The following is a 23,024-nucleotide window of genomic DNA, read 5'->3' on the forward strand; positions in this document are numbered from 1 at the left end:
TAAAGTTAAAGGGTTCATTCGGCAAAAAGCGCTTGTTCCATCCCCTTTCTAAAGGCCTCATCACCCACCTGCAACCGTTGCGCATACAAGGCTTTTGCATCTTCCCCCGCAAAATATCTCAAGGTGTCTTTACCATCTGTGGCGGCTTCATATACGACTTCGGCAACCTGTTCAGCGGATGAAAACTGGGCCGGGTCTACTTTTGAGAATAATTGATTGACCCATTTATCATAAACAGGGTGTTTGGTATACTCAGCCGACCGGCTCAGGTAATCGGTTTGAATTCCACCGGGAGCCACTGTTTTAATGGTAACCCCGATCTTTTTCAGTTCAAACGTCATGCTTTCGCTCCAGCCTTCCAACCCCCATTTTGTTGCATGGTATAAGGCGCTGAAAGGATAAGCCACAAACCCGCCAATAGAAGTAGTGGTTATAAAAGTACCGCTGTGTTTTTCTCTGAAATAAGGAATAAATGCATGGGTAACCCGCATTACCCCCAGCAGGTTCGTTTCAATTTGACGTACCATTTGTTCATCGGTCATTGGTTCAAAGGGACCCATTAAACCATAACCGGCATTGTTGAACACTACATCGATATTGGCCATGGCCATGGCCTTTTGGGTGGTCTCTTTTATCTGGGCCGGGTTGGTAACATCCAATGGCAATAATGTAATGTTATTGATCCCATTCAATTCCTTTTCATTGGCCGGATTACGCATGGTGGCAATGACCTGCCAACCCCTTGATGCGAATAATTTTGCTGTTGCCTTGCCCAAACCTGTTGAAGCGCCTGTAATAAAGATCGTTTTCATTTTGTAATTCAATTTTGTATTACAAAAGTCCAACAAGGTGGCCGGGAGAATGTGTCCAATTTGAGGGTAGTTGTATCCAAAATGATTGCAGGGTATAATGATTTATACCTTTTTCTGCTCCCTGAAATACCTGAGCAATTCCAATGTTACTAAATAGTGCTCTTTGTACATTCCGGGTAACTCTGTTTCAACCTCCTCATAATCTGTTAACAACTTTTCAAAGATGCTATCGGGATCTTTTGCTGGGTAACACAAGGCTTCTATAACCAACTTCCTTATGGCATATGGACTTGTAAAAAAACGGTCGAGTTCATTTGTTGTCATTTCTTCCTGACCATAGTATACCCGACGTACTGTTTTGTATCTGTCTATGAATTCGGTTTCAAGGTATCCTATCGCTTTTTTTAATACGGTCAGGACGGTACGTATTTGTTCCTCATCGGCTCCATCAATAGGGGCCATCCCATAAAGTAAACTATTTACAACAGGTATGTCTTTTAATGACATTCTCTTTCTTATGGTACCATTAAAATCAATCCCATATTCTTTCATTTCACGATCGCACTGAGGTATTTCATATTTTTCCAACAATGGTTGCAGAATAGCTTCTACCACTTCAAATCTTTTTATAGCATATACCATTTCCCTGATCCGAAAAAAACCGGCATCACTTACTAATCCAAAACAGAAAGCCTTTGAATTGTCCTTAGCAACCAGGGTAATTCCATTAGAAGATATCATGCACAGAAACTCATTCCCAAACAATTCTTCCGATACTTTTTTAAATATCTCCATCTTTAAACCAGCTCGCGTTTAAAATACCGGTGTAATTCCATTGTTGCTTTACCATGGTCTTTAAACTGATCGTACTTTTTTTCAATTTCCTGATAGTCTTTAATAGTTTCCTCAAACTCGCTATCTAATTCTGCTGAGGGGTTACACAAGGAAGCAAGGGCCAAATACCTGATTGGAGCGGGGGTATTGAAAAACTCACCGCCCTCGTCCGGAGTCATTTGTTGCTGGGCTTCATATACCTGTTCTATTGTTTTGTACCGGTCCATAAAATCAGCTTCCAGGTAGGCAATTGCCTTTTCAAACTGGGTCAATACCTTACGTATTTGCGTAGCATCTGTCTTATTAATAGTGGTGCCTTCCACAATAAAACCGGCATCCACACCAGGGATGTCCTTCATGGGCATGCCTTTTTTTATAGTGCCAATAAAATCAACATTATATATAGCCATTTCAAAATCACTTTGAGGCATGTCGTATTTTGTCAGCAGGGGTTGCAAGATGGCGTCTACTTCTTCAAAACTTTTTATTGCATATATATTTTCTCTGACAATAAAACTGTCGTCATAATCGATGAGCCCAAAACAAAAAGCCTTTGAATTATCCTTTGCAGTCAAGGTGATCCCTTTAGGATTAATTAAACACTGAAACTCATTTCCGAACAGTTCCTCTGTGATCTTTTTCAGGATTTCCATAGAATAAATATTGAATTTATCCACAAGAAACAAAAAGGCGGTAAGAAACCAAACAATTCGCATCAATTGTAAATAAAAAATTTATTATATACAGAAAGGTTTTAAAGCGGTCACAATAAAGGAATGGTCTTTTCTGTAACAAAAACCCATAGCTGTAAAATTGGAATGGTATTGGCTGAAGGGTTCATGCAATCTAACCATACCCATTGATATGACTATTTCTACTTGGAAAGGCCTGATCTTCTCATGTGTTCTTTTTTTTATGTTTCCTTTTATTTCTCATGCCCAGGAAGGCATGCCGATAGCTGTACGACCTTGTGGCACAGACAGGCTATTGGCGCAATTAAGAAAGAATCCCGCCTTCGCGGCAAGGGAGAATGCTATAAACCAGCTTATTACAAAGAAACATTATTTGCATGTTGCGGCCGCTCCACCCGCCGTTGTTATATTACCAGTAGTGGTTCATATCATCAATGAAGATCCCAACGCTTATACGGATGCAGCTGTTATCCAAGCCATACAGGCGCTCAATGATGCGTATAGTGCTTCGGGTACTTTTGCCGGCGGACGAACCGATACCCGGATCCAGTTCTGTCTAGCCAAAACCGCCCCCGATGGTGGCCGTACCAACGGCATAGTTCGTACCCACTCCTATCTCTCAGATTTTGACTATGACATGGAAGGTGACGAACTCATTGGACTCGGTGCGTGGGACCGGAACCGTTACATCAACATCTGGGTGGTATCTGCCATCAGATCTGAATTCATGCAGGATTTTAGTTGCGGCAGCTGGACCCGTCTTACCATGGGCGGTTATGCCAGTGCTGGTGGCGATGTGGTGGTATCTGGTTTGGGCGTAGACCTGGTAGCGCATGAGATGGGGCATTATCTTAGTCTTGCACATACTTTTGCTGCAAGGGACTGTAGAAACAATGACTGTCTTACCGACGGCGATATGGTGTGCGACACCCCTCCTGAACGTACTATCGCCGGCGGAGGTTGTAGTGCCCCACAGAACTCCTGTAGCACCGATACCCTGTCGGGTTTTACGACAGATGTAAACGACCTCCCTGATAATTTTATGGATTATGGTTCCGGAGCAGGCTGTGTAATGGGCTTTACACCGGGACAGGCTGAAAGGATGCAAAATTTTATTGCAACCGCCTTACCGCAAATGGTGAACAGTACCGTTTGTAATGACCCCTGTGGCGCTGCCATTACAGCCAGTTTCACCCGCAATATAGAATATCCTGTAGTAGGCGATGTGGTAACATTTACGGCTGCTACCATTGCAGGGCAAACCCTGCAATGGCTGGTAGATGGCACCCCGGCCGGTACTGGCCCAACGCTCACTATAACAGTATTGCAGAAGAAGACCTACAAACTGGAATTACGGGTAACCGATAACGCGAGTGGCTGCCGCGCTTCCACAACAGATGCCTTTCAGGTAAGCTGCGGCGTTGTGGCAAGGTTCTATCCCGACAAACGTAAGATAGCTTCCAAAGACGGGATCCAAACCGATCACATTGTATTTACCAATCGTTCCCGCAATGCAACTGCCTGGAAATGGCTCATGAGCAACGACAAAGGCATGACTGAACAGGTGGTGAGCACCGATGAACAACTGGATTATCTGTTCAAGAACCCCGGCACTTATAAAGTAAGACTGTATGCTACCAATGGAAGTTGTGAAGATACTTCCAACCCGGTTACCATTGTGGTGGATGACCCCACTGCCGATGGCGTGATCCATATAGAAAGTGTTTCCTGTTATCAGCAGGATAAAGTAAAGGTGGAGCTTTGGTTTGAGAACCGGGGTTATGTGACCATCCCCAAGAATACGCCCCTTTCATTTTATGATGACGATCCCCGCACCGGCAGAGGAAAGTTGTTGGGTACTCCTTTCCTGCTTCCCAATGACCTTCCCGGGAAATGTGCATCTTATCTGTATAATACTACTGTGATCGTTGGCCGTGAATACCTGGACACGCTGGTGTCAGTGATGAATGACAACGGCACTACCCTGCCATTGGCACTTCCCAATACAGGTTTGCCGGAAGTAACTTTTAATAATAACATCAATATCAAAAAGGGATTCAGCTTCCGGGCCACGGTTACCCCGAATGAATATACATTACAACCACAGCAGCAACAGGCGCTGGAGCCCATTGTTATCAGTGGGGGTGCCATCACTACTGCCACCTGGGATGCTTCTCCTTACCTCAGTTGTACCAATTGTATCAATACTACGTTTACTGCCTTATACCGGCAGGATACGCTTGCTACGGCAAAAGTGCGCATCTACACAGATAATGCCTGCTATAGTGATGCAGCGGTGAAAATACATATTCCCATAGTTGACGACTACACCGTAACCCTGAACGACCTGCAATGTTCCAGCACAGACGGTCTGCATGTGGATTTCTCTCTTTGTAATGCTTATCCGCAAGGAAACATACCAGCAAATCTGCAAGTGGATTTCTATGACCGGTTGCCAACAGATCCGGCGGCCGTGAAGCTGGGCAATAGTTTTCTTACGCCAACGATCAGCACCGGCACCTGCAGTAATTATGAGCAATATATCCCGGGCACTACGTCAGGCAATGTGTTTGCCGTGGTGAATAAAGACCGGCAGGCATATCCACCAGCAAGCGGGTTAAATGAATCTGATTATAACAACAATACCCATAGTCATAATTACATTCCACCGGTATTGACGGTGTTGCCCAATGATACAACCGTGTTCCGTAAAGCCCCTTTCAATCTCTATTATGAGGTACCCGGCTTTACACCTGTATCATACTTATGGGATAACAGCAGTAGCTATACGCTCAGCTGTACTACCTGCCCCAGCCCGGTAGCTACTATGCTCGACAGTGGACTGGTGAGTCTGCAAGTGACCAACCAGTACGGTTGCGTTTTAAAAGCGCAGGAGTATGTACATATCTTTCCACCCGATATGACAGTAGAATTGTTATCGGCAGAATGTTTTGACGAAGCACATATCCAGGTAAAATTCAAGGTATGTATGGGTAATGGTTATGACACTGTTTACAAACAGATACCGGTATCGTTTTACAATGGATCACCGGATGATGCCGCCACCAAATTATTATCTCCCAATTATGCTACACCGGCACCTGTATTTGGTGAATGCCGTGAATTTACCCATGTAGTAACGGCGCCAGGCACCAGCCAGGTGACAGCCCTGGTGAACGATTCAAAAACGCAGCCTTTTAAGGAAACCAATTATACCAATAACCAGAGCAGTCTGAAATATGAAGCCTTTACCATTGAACCCACGCCCGCAATAATTACCCTGGCGCGACCAGGCAACGTGCCATTGCGCACAACTGTTAAAGGGGGTACCGCGGCTTCGTATCTTTGGAAGCCGGCATCAGGACTTTCCTGCGACACCTGTGCCGAACCAGTTGCCACCGCATCGTCCTCTATAAAATACCTGGTAACTGTTACCAATAATCACTACTGTAAGGATACGGCAACCATATACATTCAAACTTTTGTGAAGACCGGCGTTGCAATGCCCAATGCGTTTTCGCCCAATGGTGACGGACGAAATGATTATTTCTATGTAATGGGTGGGTTGGATATCCAGAAAGTAAAGAACCTGTCGGTCTTTAACCGGTATGGACAAAAGATCTTTGAGTCGCTCAACTCACCGGCCAATGACCGTAAGTTTGGCTGGGATGGCAGACAGAATGGGAAAAAGGTTGATTTTGGCACCTATGTTTACTTTGCGGCAGTAGAATATCTTGATGGAACTGTTCAAACATTTAAAGGAACAGTTATCGTAACGCCGTAAAAGAGATACAAATAAAATGTAATAACAAAGCCCTGATCCCGGCTGAGCCGGGACCGGGGCTTTGTTATTGGGCATTTTGACGATTAATAGCTCCTAAAGCTTTCAAATCTGGATTTTTCTTTCTAATATAGCGCCCTGAAAAGAATCCTCCTGTGAATTTCCTACCATTATAAGGCTCCAATTTCCCCCGAAACAATTTATAGATCCATTATAATTTTCCTTTAATTGATTTTAAAGGGCTCCAATTTTCCTGTCATCCTGTTTGCTTACCCCACATTCCTTTGAACAACAACCTTCCAATTTCTATGTGCCTTTGCTTATACTAAGACACACAATAAACATTTATGAAGAAGCTTACTTCTACTCTCACAATGGCCTTTTTATGCCTGTACGTTAGTGCCCAGGTTGGAAGCCTGGACATTCAATTCAATGCTTCAGGCACAAACGGGATCGGCCCCGGATTCAGGATCGATAATCCCTCTGGTTTACCGGACGTATATGATTTTGGAACGGCTATGGCCTTTACCTCAGATGGCAAAATATTAGTGGCCGGTTATACTCAAAACGACGATTATTTTCTCGTTGTCCGGTATACTAAGGCCGGCATATTGGATAATTCCTTTGGCACCGGCGGTGTAGTCAGGGTACGTTCAGAGGATGGGCCGGGAGGTAACTCCGCACGCGGGTATGGGATGGCTCTGCAACCTGATGGCAAAATAGTAGTGGCAGGCTGGAACTGGCCCACCAATAAAGATTTTTGTGTAATGCGTTTCAATGAAGATGGCAGCTTTGACAATAGCTTTGGAACAGATGGAAAAGTTACCACCAACCTGGGGCCTGGTAATGACGAAGCACGCAATGTGGCCATACAAAATGACGGCAAAATTGTGGTGACAGGCTTTAGCTTCAATGCCTCCGGCAATTCAGATTATGCAGTAGTACGATATAAACCTGATGGTTCACTGGATGGTTCATTTGGTAGCGGCGGCATTGTAAAAACAAACATCAATAGTTACGATATTGCACAAGGCATTTCGATCAATAACACTACCGGCGCCATCACCATAGCCGGAACCAGCAATTCAAGTTTTGAAAACACCCACACAGGCAATGGAGATTTCACGGTAGTACGTTATACATCCAGCGGTGCGCTCGATGGCAACTTTGGTTCGGGTGGTATTGCTACTTTCGATATTGGTACCGGTACGTATGATGAGGCGCGTGGCATGGCCGTTCAACCCGATGGTCAATTGTTAGTGGCCGGCATCACAAAACCGGGTGGTGCGCGTGGCGCCAATAGCGATGTGGTTGTATTACGGATAGCTACTGATGGTTCATTAGATGGCACCTTTGGTTCAGGTGGTAAAGCAATTGCAAATTATACAGGTCTAAACTCGGATGATGATTGCAACAGCGTAGCCCTGCAAAGCGATGGTAAAATTGTGATCGGTGGCAGCGTTGACATTTTCCCTACTTCAAATGGTGATAAAAAACTCGGTTTAATGACAATGCGTTTTACGGCTGCCGGCCAACTCGATGTAACTTTTGATGGAGATGGAAAAGCAGCCGCTAATATAGCTTTGACTGATGATGATAGAGCCCTGGTGGTTGCACTGAACGGTGACCGTATTTACCTGGCTGGCACCAGCGGTGGACCTCCCGATCTCGCTATAGCCGCTTTCCAGAACGATAATTCTACGCTACCCATGATACTTACCCAGTTTTATGGCCAAAAACAAACCAGCAGCGTAGTATTACAATGGACTACCAGCATGGAAGAGAATGTATCGCAGTTTGTAGTTGAACGCAGCAACGATGGTAAAACCTTTAAAGCCATTGGAACTGTTGCAGCTACCGGCAACAGCTTTACTGCCAGAAACTATTCATTTGCTGATCAAAGTCCGTTTACCACTGCCGACAACTATTACCGTTTACGGGTACAGGATCTTGATGGCAGTGTTACCTTTAGTAAGATCCTTATCATTAAATACGCTGCCGGATCAACTTCCAATTTGCAAATATTCCCCAACCCTGTTAAGAATGTACTACAGGTTCAAATACCCGGTGGATTTAATGGTAATACCAGTTTGCAGGTATTTGATCTAAATGGCCAGTTGGTAAAGAGGAGCATTCTTACCTCCAATGGCAATGCCCTGAATACCACATTGGACATAAGCACACTACCGGTTGGTGTATATACGCTGAAGGCTACCGATGGCCACATTTCAATTAACACGCGGTTTGTGAAACAATAAGACTTTCTGAATAAGAAAAGCCCTCCCGATAAATTCCGGAGGGCTTTTTGCATTTCAAGGGTCAGTCATAAGTAAATAGTCTAATATATGCAACGAAATCATCACCGATCATGTCAACTTTAGCTGAAATAGCATTCGTTTAACATACTTTGGGTACCGATATTTTTTATATTTGTTACACTAACCAAAACCGTTATGAATTACTTTAAACCCTTTTACCGATTACTGCTTTGCTGTTCATTGGCATTATTCATTAATGCTTGCGGAAAACATGATGATGAGCCCGATAACAGAGAATATGTGGTGAAAGAAATATATGTTGGTGACCAGCTTAGATATTCTTATGAATATAATAACAACTGGCAGGTAACAACTTCAACGTCTAATGATCCTGTTACGCTGCGGATATGGACGCACCAAACTACCAGCTATAGTTATAACAACAACGCACAGTTGGCTAAAACAGAACTGATTAATACCACAACCGCCAGCATGCCATTTACCGACACAAGAACCGAATATACTTATAACAGTCAGGGGCAGCTTGTACAGTCTAAAGCATATAAGTTGAATACCAGCGAATTGCTTTATTCTGATGAGTATGCTTATAGCGGTCGAACCATCGTTCAAACCCACTCCATTCCAGCCAAAGTTGGGTCTAAAGTAGTAGTGACGCTTGACGACAGGGGAAATATAACAGAGCGGGTTTTAACTTATGATACCACATCTGTCCCCTACCTTACAGAGCAATGGTCCGACTATGATGATAAAAAGAATATTCTGGGTCCTAACGCCGCTTACATAACACAAAGTCCCATGATTGGTCTTGTTATGTCAAAAAATAATTTTCGTAAGTACAGCTTCCACTACCAGGATCTGAATTTGGTTAGTACGCCACCAACAACCTACGAGTATTCCTATAATCGTGCGGGATATGTTACAAATTGTAAAATTAACATGGGGGAAAGTACCAGAAAGTATGTGTTGATACCCAAAGAATGAGCTGGGTTGATAAATGAAAAAGGGGTTCATTTGCTGAAGCGGGCTGGACATTGGCGACGTGTAATGAGATATGGGTCATTTCAATTTACACTCGAACTCGCTGAAACGAAATTCTACAAAGGTTTTACCAATAAAAAAAGCATCCGCCAGCTGGCGGATGCTTATATTTTGTGTCCCCGCAGAGACTGGAAGGTCTCCAGGAAGCCCCTTAATGTCGTTTATACTGCAAATCAGCGACTTAAAATTGATATTTTGCTTATTTTTCAACCATTAGTGTTGGCTGGAAAGAATTAACCCCTTATTTTTGCAATCCTTTCTAACCTAACGGGTAGAAATAAAATTGTCTCCGTAGCTCAGTTGGTAGAGCAATTGACTCTTAATCAATGGGTCCAGAGTTCGAGTCTCTGCGGGGACACAGGATAGAACCAGCTTGCAAAAGCTGGTTTTTTTTATTGTCAAATCCATTGTGAGCCTGCGTTTCATAGAGTTCGAGTGAAAAATATTTTTCTGTGAGTATTTCAACTTCCATTCAAAAGCAAAATACCCTAATTGCTTGTTTGTCAAAGACTACAGCTTGTTTTTCATTCACACCTAAGAATTCAGTTGAGTTCATGTACAAGTTTGTATTTATTCAAGGCCATGGTACTGCTTATCTGTCACCTTTTGCAGCCACACCGAATTACCTTTTTCAGCATTGGTCACAATAGCAATATGAGTAAGTTTAGTATCAGGCGAAGCACCATGCCAATGTTCCACTCCGGGAGGACATTTTACTACATCTCCTTTTTGTATTGTTCTCATTCGCGTACCTCTTTCCTGATAATACCCTTTTCCTTCTATAACGAGCAAAGCCTGGCCACCTGGATGCATATGCCAATTGGTTCTTGCTCCTGGTTCAAACGTTACACTTGAACTGACACAATCCAGCGAGTCTTGTGGTTGTATCAATGGATAAATCCAAACAGTGCCTGTAAAACGATCTGCAGGCGCTTTTCCTCCTTTGGGGAAAATGGACGTATCCTGTGCCTCTGCCAGATTAGATATGGCGACAATTAATACAATCATTAAGCAAAATATTAGTCTCATCTTATTTATTTTTAATTGCATGAGAGTAAACATCGATTCGGTCGTTAGTTATTATTATTCATTTTAACGGGTCTACGAAGATGTGAGAAGGTGAGTGAGCCCATCTTCCATTTGCCGCCCTCTTTAATATACACCTCGGTCACCATAAAAGGGTTGGTCACTTCGTTTCCACCCACTACTGCCACCAGGTCAATATCATTCAGTAGGATAGCAGTGTTACCAAACATATTTACTACGACAGCGTAAACCTCAGCTTTCTTGTACCAGATACCCCCACTTTTAATAGTATTCAATTCCTGGGCTTTTCCCCATGTTCCTCCCATGTGAATAAACATCGATTTGTTATCAAAGAGCAGATTTAAAGAATCTACATTTTTTTCAGCCATCCAATTCCATTTCTGTTTTGAAAGGTTGATGATTGCCTGTTGTTCTGGCGTGTTATTCGTAACAGTTTTAATTGTTTCGGTTGGTGGCTGTTGTGCGTAGGACAATTGCACACTCATAACCACTAGAAACAGTCCGATGATTTTTGCTTTCATGTTGTTTATATTTTTGTTTTTTCAGTATTTCATCCATTACGATTATCCTGGCCTCTTACTCCGCCAATGAGACTGCGTTTTAGTTTATACTTATGTTTATCATACAAGTGAAGATTTAAACATTCAGTTTTCTTTCGCCTAACCATTTTACCATGGCGGGATCACGGTGATCAAAGAAAAGGCTGGCTTTTGTATCAAGTGTTTTTATGGCTTCCATGTCATCCAAACTCAACTCAAAATCAAAAATGTTGATGTTCTCTTCCATCCTTTCTTTGCGAACTGATTTTGGAATCGTAATTACACCTCTTTGAGTAAGCCAACGAAGAATAACCTGCGCAATTGATTTATTGTGTCTCTTTCCAATTGAAAGAAGTATATCATTTCCAAAAATGTTGTTTTTGCCTTCCGCAAATGGCCCCCACGATTCTATTCGAACATTATTTTCCTGTAAGAATTTTTGTGTTTCAATTTGTTGATGAAATGGGTGGGTTTCTATTTGATTGACTGCCGGAACAATTTCATTGTGAATAATCAAATCAATAAGCCTGTCGGGATGAAAGTTGCTTACACCTATTGCTCTTATCCGACCCTCTTTATACAAATCCTGTATTGCTCTCCATTCTCCATATACATCTCCGAATGGCTGATGAATAAGATACAAGTCGAGGTAATCTAATTGTAATCGCTTTAGCGAATTTTCAAAAGCCTTCTTTGTTCCGTCATAGCCATTTGATTGTATCCAAAGTTTTGTAGTAATAAACAGGTCCTCTCTTGGTACACCACTTTTTTTAATGGCCTTTCCTACTGCTTCTTCGTTGCCATAAGACTGAGCAGTATCAATTAAGCGGTAGCCTGTAGTTATTGCATCTAATACGCTCCGTTCGCATTCTGCCAGGTCAGTTACCTGGAAAACTCCGAACCCCAGAATGGGCATTACTACGCCATTGTTCAATGTCACGTTTTGCATACTTATTTATTTAGTTATGCAAAGGTGCGGTCAATATTCCTGCCCTATAGTATATACATTACGGATTTCTCTACCAATGTTCCGGGTACAGGAGATAAGATATATTGTGTTATTTAGGCGCTACTCCGCCATTATTAATCCACTTGTCCCATGCTGCTACAAATTCCTTATACGACAATGGGGGCGGTTTGCGGCCCGCGCCCATATTCCATCCGGCCTTTACCAGGGTGTCCCTGGCGTGTTCTAATAATTGCGCTTTATTTTTATGCCCATTACGCTTGTAGTCCATAATTTGTAATGCAAGTTCACGAGGTGATTTTCCTTCAAAAATCATTTTCATATCATCGGGCGGCAGCCCCCATTTGGGATTACCGGGCGGTGTGTTTAATCCGGCGGAATTGGTAGGTTGATGGCAATTTGAACATTTCATTGCGTAAACTCCTTTACCGTCTTTCCCTCTTATTGGTGACATGGTGTGTAAATGGCTGTCATCTCCTTGTAGCGGTATATCACCGGCAGGATGGCAATTCATACATCGGGGACTTTTTAGCACCTGGTATACCTTCATAAAGGCGTCTACAGATGCGATGCTATCTTTATTATTAACTTCTACGACCCATGCCTTTTCATGACTTGTATTACTCCTGAACCCGCTGGCTAACAGCCCACTTACGCTTACAATAAATATTATAATAATTGCAAATTTTGCATATCGAATATTAAGCCTTTTTTTCCCAGGTTTGATTTCCATGCTGATCTAATTTTAACTCTCAGAAAATGTTATTCTTACTAAGAACCATTGCGCTGAATTTCGGCTGCCAAATGAATTGCCTTTTTGATCCGCAGGTAGGTGCCACATCGACAGATATTTCCCTCCATTGCTAACTCTATATCCTTATCTGTCGGGTTCTTATTTTCTCTTAGCAGTACTGCCGCTGACATGATCTGGCCCGCCTGACAGTATCCACACTGAACAACATCCAATTCCACCCAAGCCTTTTGCAAAGGATGGTCATTGTTTTCCGAGAGCCCTTCTATCGTTATTACGTTTTGTCCCGCAGCCCTGCTGATTTTTGTCACGCAGGAACGAACAGCTTCGCCATTCAAATGAACTACGCAGGCGCCACATTGCGCCACGCCACATCCGTATTTTGTTCCTACAAGCCCAATTGTATCCCTGAGTACCCATAGCAACGGCGTATCAGGATCTATATCGAGTTCGTAATTTTTATTATTGATATTTAATTTGATCATAGTTGAAAATTGACAGTAAGCATAATTAAAATGACCTTTTATTTTCCGGCTTACCAGCTTGCTTTAAAAACTCGTCAAAGTACGGCTGGTTGTAATACCTTTTATTGGTACCCCTATACAGTGCATTAGCCAAAGCGCCAAACACCGGCGGAAACGGCGGCTCGCCCAAACCGGTAGGATCGATATCGTTTTGAACAAAATGTACTTCTATTTTCTTTGGCACTTCACTATGCCGGATCATCCTGTACCGGTTAAAGTTGTTTTGCTCTGCTGCGCCATCTTTATGGCTTAGCTTTCCATAAAATGAATTGCCGATGCCATCAACAACAGCTCCTTCGACCATGTTAGTCGCTGCATCAGGGTTTACAACAATACCACAATCAATTGCGCTAAAGACCCGTTCAACATAAGGACGGCCGTTTTGCATAACGATGTCAACCACATGGGCCGCATACGAATTATGACAGAAATAAGCGGCCACACCCCGACTGTATTTTTTGTTTTCAGTATTATTCCAACCTGATTTTTCTTTAACCAGATTCAATACACCAGCATATCTGTCGGCATCATATTCATTGTTTTGGCCTACCGGGTTTTCTTTGGCTTTCTTCAACAATTCCAATCTGAGATCGATTGGATCTTTACCCATTACTTCCGCCAGTTCATCTAAAAATGATTGTTCTGCTGCGGCATTGAAATTTGATCGCGGCGCCCGGAATGCACCAATTGTAATATTGGAGGGTATTTCCCAACCTTCAGCCAGATAATTGTCAACTGCCCCGGCAGGAAATCTATTGGCATGAATGGCATGTTCAGGAATACCACCGCCCTTAACATGAAAGGCGATCAAATTTTTGTTTGCATCCAAAGCAGCCCGGTAAGTTGCCGTATACATGGGGCGATAAATGCCATAAGTCATATCATCTTCACGTGTATATATTAGTTTGACTGGGGCTTTTACTTTTTTAGAGATCAGGGCCGCTTCTATCAGATAATGTGCATATGCCCGGCGGCCAAAGCCTCCACCCATACGCGTCATTTGAATTTCTATTTTGTCAGCAGGTAATTGTAAAATCTTCGATAGAGTAGGTTCTGTCCAACCTGGTGCCTGCAATGGACCCACCACTAAAGCCTTTTCATCTGTAACATATGCGAAAAAATTCATTGGCTCCATGCAGTTGTGCGCCAAAAACGGTGCATTATAAGTGCGTTCGATGACTTGAGCCGCGTTTTTAAAGGCAGTTTCCGGGTCACCGTCTCTTCTTAGCTGTTGAGCAGGTTTCTTTGCATATTCCTGCATTTTTTCCAAATGCGTGCTGGTGCTTTCAAGTCCGCCCGGAATTACCACCTCTTTCTTGCCACCCCGGGCGGCTATAGTTTCTTTAGAGTCTTCGATAGGATCCCACGTTACTTTTAGTTTTTTACGGGCATTCATCACTTCCCAGGTGGTATTTCCCACCACCACTAACAGATCATTAAATGTTCGTGTATCAAAACCGGCCTGCTCATAACCATCTTCATATAATTGTTGCCTAAAAACATCTTTAATGCCTGGCATTTTCAAGGCTTCCCCTGCATCAAACGTTTTAAGTTTCATCCCGAAGGCTGGGGGATGTTGGATCATGGCAATCAGCATCCCTTCGTGTTTATAATCCAGTCCAAAGAGAGGTTTACCAGAAACGATTTTCAAACTCTCTACATTTTTCTGGGAGTTTCGTACTACTTTAAAATCCTTTACCTTTTTTAGTGTAATGTTTTTGGGAATGGGAATGCCTGAAGCTTTTGATGCAAAGGAACCATACGTTCCCGATTTACCGGTTTTTTCATGATATAGCATTCCTGCTTTAGTGGTCACTTCTTCCACAGGCACATTCCACGTTTGAGCTGCTGCTTCGATCAACATTTGGCGTGCTGCGGCCCCTGCTTCGCGAAGTGGTTTCCAATACATCCGCACAGAATTGCTTCCCCCAGTAAATTGTGGCCCTAATTTTACATTATCGTGCGGCCCCATTTCTACCACTATCTGTTGCCAGTCTGCTTCCAACTCCTCGGCAATGATCATAGGAAGTGAGGTCATCACGTTCTGCCCAAATTCCGGGTTTGGATTAAGGATTTTTATGATATTGTCCGGAGTGATTTTTATATACCCATTCAATTCATTCCATTGCTCCGGCAGATCGTTCATTTTTGAAGGGTCTGCGATTCCTGCTCCGGGAAACCAGGTGAAGCTGATCAAAAGACCGCCACCTGCAAGTAAGGAAGATTTTAGAAAGGAACGCCTGCTGGGAATTGACCTGGATTGTTCCATTTTTTAGTGGTTTTTCGTTTAAACAAAAGATAATCACTGCAATATTTCTGCCGTTGGCTTTCCAGTGAAACTGTTTAGATCGCCTTATATTCTAAGTTCCTTGTTTTTCCTGCACTACTGGTATCTATATTCCGGTTTTATCTACCAATATTCCGGATTTCGCGCTCCTGAACATTTTAAACCATTGATAAAGCGGTAATTTTAGGATGTATTAAACCGGATATTTATGGATAATATGCGTCGTTTTGAGACTATAGGCCAGTACAATGCATTTAATAATAATGAAACATTGCACCCGTTAGTCAGTGTGGTAGATTTGTCTAAAGCCAATCCAAGAAGTGGCTCAAAAATGTATTTCGGCTTTTATACCATATTCCTAAAAGAGGTGAAATGTGGTGATATGGCTTACGGTAGGCATACGTACGATTATCAGGAGGGCACATTGGTTTTCCTGGCTCCGGGACAGGTAGCAGGCATCAATAGCAATGGAGAAATTTATCAACCCAAAGGATATGCACTGATATTTCATGCAGAATTGTTACATGGAACTCCACTGGGAAAACGTATTCAGGACTTTTCATTTTTTGGCTATCAATCAAATGAAGCGCTTCATTTGTCTGAGCGTGAAAGAAGTATTGTTTTGGATTGTTTTTCCAAAATTGAATATGAGTTGGAGCACGCAGTAGATAAACACAGTAAAAGGCTGATTGTATCAAATATCGAGCTCTTCCTGGATTATTGTGTTCGTTTTTACGACCGGCAGTTTATCACCCGTGATAATGTACATAAAGGAACACTGGAAAAGTTCGAGCAACTTTTGAACGATTATTTTCATTCTGACAAACCACAAACAATCGGCTTGCCTGCGGTTGCTTATTTCGCTGGCGAATTGAATATATCAGCCAATTATTTTGGAGACCTGATAAAGAAAGAAACCGGCAAGACAGCGCAGGAATATATTCAGTCAAAAATTATTGAAGTTGCAAAAGAAAAAATCTTTGACCCAGGCATAACAGTAAACGAAATTGCCTTTGATCTGGGATTTAAATATCCTCAGCACTTTACCCGTTTATTTAAGCAGAGAACCGGAGTGTCGCCAAACGAGTATAGAAAGTATAACTAGGACTTTTATTTTGGACGAAAATACTAGACATCAAGAGTGCGGCTAATGACCAATCCTGTCGCTTTATGGTCGTCAAATGGAGCCAAATTACCTGAGGTAACCAACCCGGCAAATAAATTGCAGGATAGAGATATAAATATTTGACATTATGGAAAGCTATACGCGCAAGCAGGATGTCGTTAACGGCCTGATACATGGCTTCGGCATGTTATTCGGAATAAGTGCAATTCCTGTTCTAACTGCAATTGCCACAACCAATAATAATGTACCCGGCATCGTAGGGTCAGGCATTTACGGGTTTTGCTTTTTAATGCTCTTTTCAGCTTCCACTATATTCCATATAACCAGGGACCCCGCTATCAGACTGCTTTTTATGAAGTTGGATCATATCAGTATTTATTTCTTCATTGCAGGAACGTATACTCCTTTCTTATTGGTGTTCCTGAATAATTCTTTTGGGATAAGTCTCCTGGTGATTTTATGGAGTCTCGCGGTGGTAGGCGTTTTTATTAAAATTCGTTGGACAGGCAGGTTCGACGTTATTTCGACAATAGTATACCTCGCAATGGGGTGGATCATGTTGGTCGGCGGGGGTAAATTCTTTAACGCCATGCCAGGTGATGTATTGATATTTATCATCCTCGGCGGCGTACTATATACCGTGGGCTCTTTTTTTTATTTGTGGGACAAGTACACCTACACACATGCCGTATGGCACAGCTTTGTACTCGCAGCAGCTATTTGTCATTACATAGCTGTATTACTAACGATTTGAGGAAAGAGGGCGCAGGTTCTATAACTATTGTAGCATATTCTAAGTAATAGAACCAAATTCCATCTTTCACTTTTTCAATTTCACCAGGTTTGTAGTGCTCACACGCAATTCCGTAAAAAAATTGCTTTTATTTCAATCCACGAGTTATTAAAGATGCCTTTTCGTTTACTTCATAGTCTACGGAGGATACATTTTTTACAAACGGTCTGCTCACCACTGCCTTTACAAGGTCAGAGTGCATAAACTCTTCCATAGCAGTTTTACTTTCCCATAGATAAAATCCTCCAAAAGAGTTTTTTTCTTTGTCTGTTAACCAAACCTTTGAAATAAGCCCCTTTACATTCGCTAATATAGGTGCATCTGGCTCAACCATTTGCTTAAGATATTCCGCTTGTGAAATATCGTTTAATTGATAAGTGATAATTTGTGCGTGCATTGTTTAAATTTTTTTTATTACCACCCAAGGGGTGCAACCGATCGATGTCAGTAGCTTCCCTCAGGCGTACCAACATTTTAGTCTCAATTTACGCCATTATTTTAGTTCAGTCGGGGGAGCGCTTTTTTTAGCGTTGTTTTGATCACCGTCAAGCCTTAGTAATAAAAATCATTTATCATTCCAACGAATGCCATGTAACAATTTAATGCTATTCAGTTAAAAGACCGCCTGAACTCAAGAGGAGAAAGGTTGGTCTTTGTTTTAAATAACTTACTGAATGACTGCGGATGTTCGAAACCTAATGCATAAGCTATTTCACTCACAGATGAGGTAGTTGTAGAAAGTTTTTCCTTTGCCTTTTCAATCAGTTTATCATGGATGTGTTGCTGTGCACTTTGTCCAGTAAGCACTCGGAGCATATCGCTTAAATAACTGGGTGACAAATGTAAGTTTTCGGCAAGATACTGAACGGTCGGAATGCCATTGCTTAGAGAATATTCATTGTTGAAATAACCGGCCAGCAGGTCTTCTAGTTTTTGCAGAAGATCATGACTGACGGTCTTACGGGTAATGAATTGGCGATTATAGTAGCGATTAGCGTAATTCAGCAATAACTCGATCTGAGAAATAACCACATCCTGGCTGAAGTCATCTATGCGGCCGTTCAATTCCTCTTCCATGATCCTGAAAACTGAAATGATTGAGTCTTTTTCATTTTCGGAAAGGTGCAGCGTTTCGTTCACTGCATAAGAAAAGAATCCATACTGACTGATGTTCTTAGCTATGGGATAACCAAAAAAGAAATCAGGATGAATCAGCAAAGTATACTCAGAACATATTGCTTCCTCGTTTTCTGCACCGCTTATTACCTGGCCGGGCGCAGCGAACAGCAAGCCTCCTTCATCGAAGTCATAATAACCCTGCCCATATTTTAATTTACCGGCAAGTTTTGGTTTGTAAGAAATTTTATAAAATCCGAGCACATGCGGTTGAGACGGCTGGTGTAGTTCCGACCAGGATGGTGCTCCTTTGATCAAACTAATCAGGGGATGCTTTGGCTGAGGCATACCAAATGCCCGATGTGCATCGGACAAAGTCTCAAATTTGTGAAGGCTTTTTTGGACTTTTTTCATTTGAAAACAAATATAATCATAACCGGTAACTCTAATCATTACCGGTTATGTTCAGTTATGATTTAAATAAAGCCTGGGCAGAATTAGAAACGGCGTCCCATTTTTCCCAAAGGGCCAAACGTTCTTCGTAAGCTGCACGTACCCATGGCAGATTTTGACTACCCAGATTGAACCGTAACGGCGGGTTTTCAGAGTCTACGACCTTAAAGAGCGCTTGTGGTGTGGCATTCGGATCGCCTCTTTCCATATCTGTTAATCTTCCGAAAAATTGCGTTTTAAAATCCGAGTATATTTCCATTCCGGCTGCAAATTTCAAAGATTCGGGACTGCCAAATTCCGTAGCATATGCGCCCGGTTCAATAATGGTCACTTTGATCCCAAAATCTTTAATCTCCGCAGACAGGCTTTCGTGTATAGCCTCAAAAGCCCATTTTGACGAGCAATAGTAGCCAATTACAGGCAGCGTCACGTGGCCCAGGTTGCTGGAAGTGCCAAGTATATGTCCGCTACCTTGCTTTCGAAGCAATGGCAAAGCAGCCTGGATAACTCTGACTGCCCCGAAAACGTTGGTTTCATACATCGCTTTAACATCTTCCGCACTCGCCTCCTCTATGGTACCTACCAGTGAATAACCGGCATTGTTCAACACAATATCCAACCTGCCGAAATGGGCATGTGCCTGGGTTATGGCTGTTTCTGCCTGGCCAGGTTTGGTCACGTCTAATTCCAGGGTCAATACATTTTCGCCATACTTTTCATTAAGGCCGGCTAAACTATTTACACTACGTGCTGTAGCGGCGACTTTATCACCACGTTCCAGGGCGGCCTGCGCCCAAACGTTTCCAAATCCACGCGAAGCTCCGGTAATAAACCAAACTTTACTATTTCCTTGATTTTTCTTGCTCATTTCATTTCAATTTTTGATAGGACAAAAATCAGGAGACGCCACTTACCGGATGTAGTCTAATTGAGAAGATTTGTAGTCTAACTACGGATTTATTGCAATCAAAGTGAAAGATATCGTGCGCCCGGCCACTATTGAAACGCGCCCGCTATTTTAAAATTAGTAAGAAGGCGATTGTGGTTACTCAATCATATTAGCTAATAGTTTCAAATTATTTAGGAAGTTCGAATCTGTCCAGGGCTTTCATGTTTATTTATTGCTTAACTGACGCCGTACCCGGCTGAGTGTTTCTTTGGTAATACCAAGATAAGAAGCAATGATATGCTGTGGAAAACGCTGCAGGAACTGCGGATAATCATTGATGAGATTGATATATCGTTTTTCTGCCGGCAAACTGATCAATGCATGGACCCGCTTCTGTACGGAGAAAGAATTATTTTCCTGTAACTTTAAATTCATTTCAATAAAAGCGGGTATGGATTTTATCCGTTCAAAGTAGGTGTCTCTTGTAAGAAGCAATACGTCTGTATCCTCCCAGGCATCAATATTATAATGGGATGGCATAAGCGTCGTCCAGCTTTCCCGGTCACTTGCCCACCAATTTTCAATAAACAGACCAACAATATGTTCTGCTCCTTTTTCATCAACCGAGTATTGCCGCAGCGCTCCGTTGATAATAAAGGCAGTGATGTTACAGACTTCTCCTTCTTTTAACAGAAATTCCTTTTTCTTTATTTTCCCTGGTCTGAAAGAGTCTTTAATTGCAGCTATGTCGTTTTCACTAAGCTGTGTTATACTGTAGCTGTTTATATGGTTTATAAGCGCTTCGTACATTCATTCTACGAATAAAATTATAGTACAAAGATATAATTTAATCAACTGATTGATTCTATGAACGGAAAACCGGTTAGGAAACGGATTTTCCTAACCGGTATTGATTTGAATGCGCTTTCGACTCCTTATTGTCGTTGTGCCGGCAAATTCACCCGAGCCCAATCTGCAAAATTGGTCATCGATGATCCAGCTATACTGTTTGCCAGTGCGATCTCTTTGGATGCATCTGAACCCAGGTAGGTATGTGCCTGGAAATAACTGAATGTTGCGACTATCTCGTCGGCCCCTTCAAAGAGATTAGTAAAAATGTCTGAAGGCACCTGCGTGAAAGAAAATGCATGTCCCTGTTGATTGAGTGTATCTACGATTTCGTTAAAGCTCATTAGCTCGCCTACCAGGGGCAGGTACGCTCCATTCCCGGCGTCAGTTGGTTTTGCAAATGCACCAGCTACTATTTTACCAAGCTCTGTAATGTCTCCCATATGAATGCCACGTACTGTTGGATCCAAAGGGAGTGCCCAACCAACGCTTCCGTTTTCCTGTTTTTGAGGTGCGAGCGCTCCCATAAAGTTCTGGTAAAAAAATGGGGCTATAACGAAGGTGTGATAATCAAATCCGGCATCCTTAATGATCTGGTCTACTTTCGCCTTTCCAGTAAAATGAGGAACACGGAACAGGCCCTTGCTGATTGCTTCTACATCCGGCAGTGTTGACCAAATAAAATGTTTAACGCCGGCATCCCGGGCTGCACGAACAGCTGCTGTTGCCTGCTTCCCTTCATCGGTTCCTTTTTCCCAGAAATTAGTAACCAGGAAAACACCATATACCCCCTGAAAGGCTGCTTTAAGGGTATCAGGCCTGTTCAGATCTGCCTCCACGACTTCCTGGGCAATCGCCCTGTGTTTGTTTGGGTTGCGTGTTAAAGCGCGCACTTTAAATTCGCCACTGGCTTGCAAGGCATGTACTACAGCGCCACCTTGCTGGCCTGTAGCGCCAATTACGGCGATCACTTTTCTAATATCAGATGTCATATCTCAAATCTTTGTTTGAGATACAAAACTACCAGCTGAGGTTAACGCGGACGATGACAAATGATAATAAATAAAACGCGCCCCGACTTAAGTCACTACGCCTCATTTGAGACCAAACCGGATCCGGAAGGCTTACGGAAACGTTTCCGGTAATAGTAACTTTTACCCCTCTTAAAGTCGTTTTCACACCCGCTGCCCGCAACTTTGCTGACTTAGCTTCGCCATGCAAATCAATTAAACATCCTTTAACACCTATCGCATGCAAAAGCTAATTAAGTTGAAATTTATTGTTACCGTTATTTTCTGCCTGTCGGCAGGCGCTGTTTCGGCTGAAGAACCCATAAAAAAGGGATATGCTCCTGTTAATGGCCTGAAAATGTATTATGAGGTATATGGTACTAAAACCGGCACTCCGCTGCTTCTATTACATGGGGCTTTTTCCGGTATCGGTACTTCCTTTGGGGAGCTTATTCCCTTTCTTTCAAAAGACCGGCCGGTAATTGCAGTAGAGATGCAGGGTCATGGAAGAACAGCAGATATAGACCGTGCTATCAGCTGCGAGGCACTTGCTGATGATGCATCTGCATTACTTAAATACCTCCAGGTGCCAAGTGCCGACGTCTTCGGCTATAGCCTGGGGGCAGGTGCTGCTTTACAATTGGCTATCCGGCACCCGGAGAATGTTCACAAATTGATTTTAACATCTGTCAGCTATACTGTTGAAGGCGTTTTTCCGGAACTTACAGCAGGCATGAGCCAACTAACCCCTGCTATGCTGGAGGGGTCGCCTTTCAAGCGGGAATACGACAGTCTTGCGCCTAGAAAACAGGATTTCGCACTACTGGTTGATAAACTGAAGACTTTAAATTCGAAAAAGCAAGACTGGAGTGCCGAAGATATTAAGCGTATCAAAGCACCCGCCCTGGTCATGATTGGTGATGCTGATATTATCCAGCCTGAGCATGCTGTAAAAATGTATAAACTACTGGGCGGGCACGGACTTGGCGACATGATGGGGCTTCCCGCTTCTCAACTTGCGATACTCCCAGGCACTTCGCATATTTCCATCATGCATCAGAGATCTTTGCTTTCCTTGATCATTCCCGCTTTTTTGGATGCTGCAGGCACGAACACCAAATAAGCAATTCCTAAACTGGCTATGCAATCGTATTGGCCAAAAGTTTCAAATCCGATAGAAAAAAGTTTGAAATCTGTATCTTAAGGGACACAAAAATGAGGCTATCAAAAATTGGTA

At 42.7% G+C, this 23,024-nt stretch carries 20 protein-coding genes and 1 tRNA gene; 7 read left to right on the plus strand and 14 right to left on the minus strand.

Features of this window, described 5'->3' with window-relative positions:
- Window positions 1–14: 14 nt before the first annotated feature.
- The 3 genes from J7I42_RS25605 to J7I42_RS25615 form a co-directional block, all read right to left on the minus strand.
- A complete protein-coding gene (locus tag J7I42_RS25605; RefSeq protein WP_209141731.1) occupies window positions 15–812 on the minus strand; it encodes an SDR family oxidoreductase in 798 nt (265 codons plus the stop codon).
- A 102-nt stretch (window positions 813–914) separates the two neighbouring features.
- The gene (locus tag J7I42_RS25610; RefSeq protein ID WP_209141732.1) at window positions 915–1,607 is read right to left on the minus strand and encodes a hypothetical protein; all 693 of its coding nucleotides are present in this window, start codon (window positions 1,605–1,607) and stop codon (window positions 915–917) included.
- 2 nt (window positions 1,608–1,609) lie between these two features.
- Window positions 1,610–2,299 carry a hypothetical protein gene (locus J7I42_RS25615; protein ID WP_209141733.1) on the minus strand — a complete coding sequence of 230 codons (690 nt, stop codon included), beginning with the start codon at window positions 2,297–2,299 and terminating at the stop codon, window positions 1,610–1,612.
- A 211-nt stretch (window positions 2,300–2,510) separates the two neighbouring features.
- On the opposite strand from J7I42_RS25615, the gene J7I42_RS25620 reads away from it, so the two are divergent.
- From J7I42_RS25620 to J7I42_RS25635, 4 genes are all read left to right on the plus strand, one after another.
- Entirely contained in the window at window positions 2,511–6,122 is a 3,612-nt protein-coding gene (locus J7I42_RS25620) for a T9SS type B sorting domain-containing protein (protein ID WP_209141734.1), read from the plus strand.
- A 344-nt stretch (window positions 6,123–6,466) separates the two neighbouring features.
- On the plus strand, window positions 6,467–8,377 hold the full coding sequence (locus J7I42_RS25625; protein ID WP_209141735.1) for a T9SS type A sorting domain-containing protein: 1,911 nt from the start codon (window positions 6,467–6,469) through the stop codon (window positions 8,375–8,377).
- Window positions 8,378–8,572: 195 nt separating this feature from the next.
- Entirely contained in the window at window positions 8,573–9,379 is an 807-nt protein-coding gene (locus tag J7I42_RS25630) for a hypothetical protein (RefSeq protein WP_209141736.1), read from the plus strand.
- A gap of 342 nt (window positions 9,380–9,721) precedes the next feature.
- Window positions 9,722–9,794: transfer RNA gene (locus tag J7I42_RS25635), tRNA-Lys, on the plus strand.
- A gap of 212 nt (window positions 9,795–10,006) precedes the next feature.
- On the opposite strand, the gene J7I42_RS25640 is transcribed toward J7I42_RS25635, so the two are convergent.
- The 6 genes from J7I42_RS25640 to J7I42_RS25665 form a co-directional block, all read right to left on the minus strand.
- Entirely contained in the window at window positions 10,007–10,465 is a 459-nt protein-coding gene (locus J7I42_RS25640; protein ID WP_236065581.1) for a (R)-mandelonitrile lyase, read from the minus strand.
- A 44-nt stretch (window positions 10,466–10,509) separates the two neighbouring features.
- Window positions 10,510–11,004: a nuclear transport factor 2 family protein gene (locus J7I42_RS25645; RefSeq protein WP_209141737.1), complete on the minus strand. Its 495-nt coding sequence runs from the start codon at window positions 11,002–11,004 to the stop codon at window positions 10,510–10,512.
- Between the two features lie 115 nt (window positions 11,005–11,119).
- Window positions 11,120–11,971 carry an aldo/keto reductase gene (locus J7I42_RS25650; protein ID WP_209141738.1) on the minus strand — a complete coding sequence of 284 codons (852 nt, stop codon included), beginning with the start codon at window positions 11,969–11,971 and terminating at the stop codon, window positions 11,120–11,122.
- Window positions 11,972–12,080: 109 nt separating this feature from the next.
- The gene (locus J7I42_RS25655; protein WP_209141739.1) at window positions 12,081–12,722 is read right to left on the minus strand and encodes a c-type cytochrome; all 642 of its coding nucleotides are present in this window, start codon (window positions 12,720–12,722) and stop codon (window positions 12,081–12,083) included.
- A 38-nt stretch (window positions 12,723–12,760) separates the two neighbouring features.
- Window positions 12,761–13,225: a (2Fe-2S)-binding protein gene (locus tag J7I42_RS25660; RefSeq protein WP_209141740.1), complete on the minus strand. Its 465-nt coding sequence runs from the start codon at window positions 13,223–13,225 to the stop codon at window positions 12,761–12,763.
- Between the two features lie 25 nt (window positions 13,226–13,250).
- Complete coding sequence (locus tag J7I42_RS25665; protein ID WP_209141741.1) at window positions 13,251–15,533, minus strand: xanthine dehydrogenase family protein molybdopterin-binding subunit; 2,283 nt, start codon at window positions 15,531–15,533, stop codon at window positions 13,251–13,253.
- A 226-nt stretch (window positions 15,534–15,759) separates the two neighbouring features.
- On the opposite strand from J7I42_RS25665, the gene J7I42_RS25670 reads away from it, so the two are divergent.
- The gene (locus J7I42_RS25670; RefSeq protein WP_209141742.1) at window positions 15,760–16,656 is read left to right on the plus strand and encodes a helix-turn-helix domain-containing protein; all 897 of its coding nucleotides are present in this window, start codon (window positions 15,760–15,762) and stop codon (window positions 16,654–16,656) included.
- 148 nt (window positions 16,657–16,804) lie between these two features.
- Entirely contained in the window at window positions 16,805–17,431 is a 627-nt protein-coding gene (trhA, locus tag J7I42_RS25675) for a PAQR family membrane homeostasis protein TrhA (RefSeq protein ID WP_209141743.1), read from the plus strand.
- Between the two features lie 127 nt (window positions 17,432–17,558).
- Here the strand turns inward: trhA and J7I42_RS25680 are convergent, their stop codons facing one another.
- The 5 genes from J7I42_RS25680 to J7I42_RS25700 all read right to left on the minus strand — a co-directional run bounded on the left by J7I42_RS25680 (window position 17,559) and on the right by J7I42_RS25700 (window position 21,769).
- Entirely contained in the window at window positions 17,559–17,867 is a 309-nt protein-coding gene (locus J7I42_RS25680; protein WP_209141744.1) for a YdhR family protein, read from the minus strand.
- A gap of 212 nt (window positions 17,868–18,079) precedes the next feature.
- Complete coding sequence (locus J7I42_RS25685) at window positions 18,080–19,000, minus strand: helix-turn-helix domain-containing protein (RefSeq protein ID WP_209141745.1); 921 nt, start codon at window positions 18,998–19,000, stop codon at window positions 18,080–18,082.
- A 55-nt stretch (window positions 19,001–19,055) separates the two neighbouring features.
- Window positions 19,056–19,907 (minus strand): SDR family NAD(P)-dependent oxidoreductase, encoded by an 852-nt coding sequence (locus J7I42_RS25690; RefSeq protein WP_209141746.1) that lies wholly within the window; start codon window positions 19,905–19,907, stop codon window positions 19,056–19,058.
- A gap of 246 nt (window positions 19,908–20,153) precedes the next feature.
- Entirely contained in the window at window positions 20,154–20,738 is a 585-nt protein-coding gene (locus J7I42_RS25695) for a Crp/Fnr family transcriptional regulator (RefSeq protein WP_209141747.1), read from the minus strand.
- 125 nt (window positions 20,739–20,863) lie between these two features.
- Complete coding sequence (locus tag J7I42_RS25700) at window positions 20,864–21,769, minus strand: NmrA/HSCARG family protein (RefSeq protein ID WP_209141748.1); 906 nt, start codon at window positions 21,767–21,769, stop codon at window positions 20,864–20,866.
- A 277-nt stretch (window positions 21,770–22,046) separates the two neighbouring features.
- Between J7I42_RS25700 and J7I42_RS25705 the strand changes: the two genes are divergently transcribed.
- On the plus strand, window positions 22,047–22,910 hold the full coding sequence (locus J7I42_RS25705) for an alpha/beta fold hydrolase (protein WP_209141749.1): 864 nt from the start codon (window positions 22,047–22,049) through the stop codon (window positions 22,908–22,910).
- Window positions 22,911–23,024: the final 114 nt, after the last annotated feature.

Source organism: Niastella soli, from assembly GCF_017742245.1.
Lineage (GTDB): Bacteria > Bacteroidota > Bacteroidia > Chitinophagales > Chitinophagaceae > Niastella > Niastella soli.

What these genes read in the sequence shown, in the direction of transcription:
- J7I42_RS25660 (WP_209141740.1), bottom strand. Translation starts at nt 13,225, where the DNA reads ATGATCAAATTAAATATCAATAATAAAAATTACGAACTCGATATAGAT.
- J7I42_RS25700 (WP_209141748.1), bottom strand. Translation starts at nt 21,769, where the DNA reads ATGACATCTGATATTAGAAAAGTGATCGCCGTAATTGGCGCTACAGGC.
- J7I42_RS25655 (WP_209141739.1), bottom strand. Translation starts at nt 12,722, where the DNA reads ATGGAAATCAAACCTGGGAAAAAAAGGCTTAATATTCGATATGCAAAA.
- J7I42_RS25615 (WP_209141733.1), bottom strand. Translation starts at nt 2,299, where the DNA reads ATGGAAATCCTGAAAAAGATCACAGAGGAACTGTTCGGAAATGAGTTT.
- J7I42_RS25685 (WP_209141745.1), bottom strand. Translation starts at nt 19,000, where the DNA reads ATGAAAAAAGTCCAAAAAAGCCTTCACAAATTTGAGACTTTGTCCGAT.
- J7I42_RS25625 (WP_209141735.1), top strand. Translation starts at nt 6,467, where the DNA reads ATGAAGAAGCTTACTTCTACTCTCACAATGGCCTTTTTATGCCTGTAC.
- J7I42_RS25620 (WP_209141734.1), top strand. Translation starts at nt 2,511, where the DNA reads ATGACTATTTCTACTTGGAAAGGCCTGATCTTCTCATGTGTTCTTTTT.
- J7I42_RS25665 (WP_209141741.1), bottom strand. Translation starts at nt 15,533, where the DNA reads ATGGAACAATCCAGGTCAATTCCCAGCAGGCGTTCCTTTCTAAAATCT.
- J7I42_RS25680 (WP_209141744.1), bottom strand. Translation starts at nt 17,867, where the DNA reads ATGCACGCACAAATTATCACTTATCAATTAAACGATATTTCACAAGCG.
- J7I42_RS25690 (WP_209141746.1), bottom strand. Translation starts at nt 19,907, where the DNA reads ATGAGCAAGAAAAATCAAGGAAATAGTAAAGTTTGGTTTATTACCGGA.
- J7I42_RS25610 (WP_209141732.1), bottom strand. Translation starts at nt 1,607, where the DNA reads ATGGAGATATTTAAAAAAGTATCGGAAGAATTGTTTGGGAATGAGTTT.
- J7I42_RS25605 (WP_209141731.1), bottom strand. Translation starts at nt 812, where the DNA reads ATGAAAACGATCTTTATTACAGGCGCTTCAACAGGTTTGGGCAAGGCA.
- J7I42_RS25640 (WP_236065581.1), bottom strand. Translation starts at nt 10,465, where the DNA reads ATGAGACTAATATTTTGCTTAATGATTGTATTAATTGTCGCCATATCT.
- J7I42_RS25645 (WP_209141737.1), bottom strand. Translation starts at nt 11,004, where the DNA reads ATGAAAGCAAAAATCATCGGACTGTTTCTAGTGGTTATGAGTGTGCAA.
- J7I42_RS25630 (WP_209141736.1), top strand. Translation starts at nt 8,573, where the DNA reads ATGAATTACTTTAAACCCTTTTACCGATTACTGCTTTGCTGTTCATTG.
- J7I42_RS25650 (WP_209141738.1), bottom strand. Translation starts at nt 11,971, where the DNA reads ATGCAAAACGTGACATTGAACAATGGCGTAGTAATGCCCATTCTGGGG.
- J7I42_RS25670 (WP_209141742.1), top strand. Translation starts at nt 15,760, where the DNA reads ATGGATAATATGCGTCGTTTTGAGACTATAGGCCAGTACAATGCATTT.
- J7I42_RS25695 (WP_209141747.1), bottom strand. Translation starts at nt 20,738, where the DNA reads ATGTACGAAGCGCTTATAAACCATATAAACAGCTACAGTATAACACAG.
- trhA (WP_209141743.1), top strand. Translation starts at nt 16,805, where the DNA reads ATGGAAAGCTATACGCGCAAGCAGGATGTCGTTAACGGCCTGATACAT.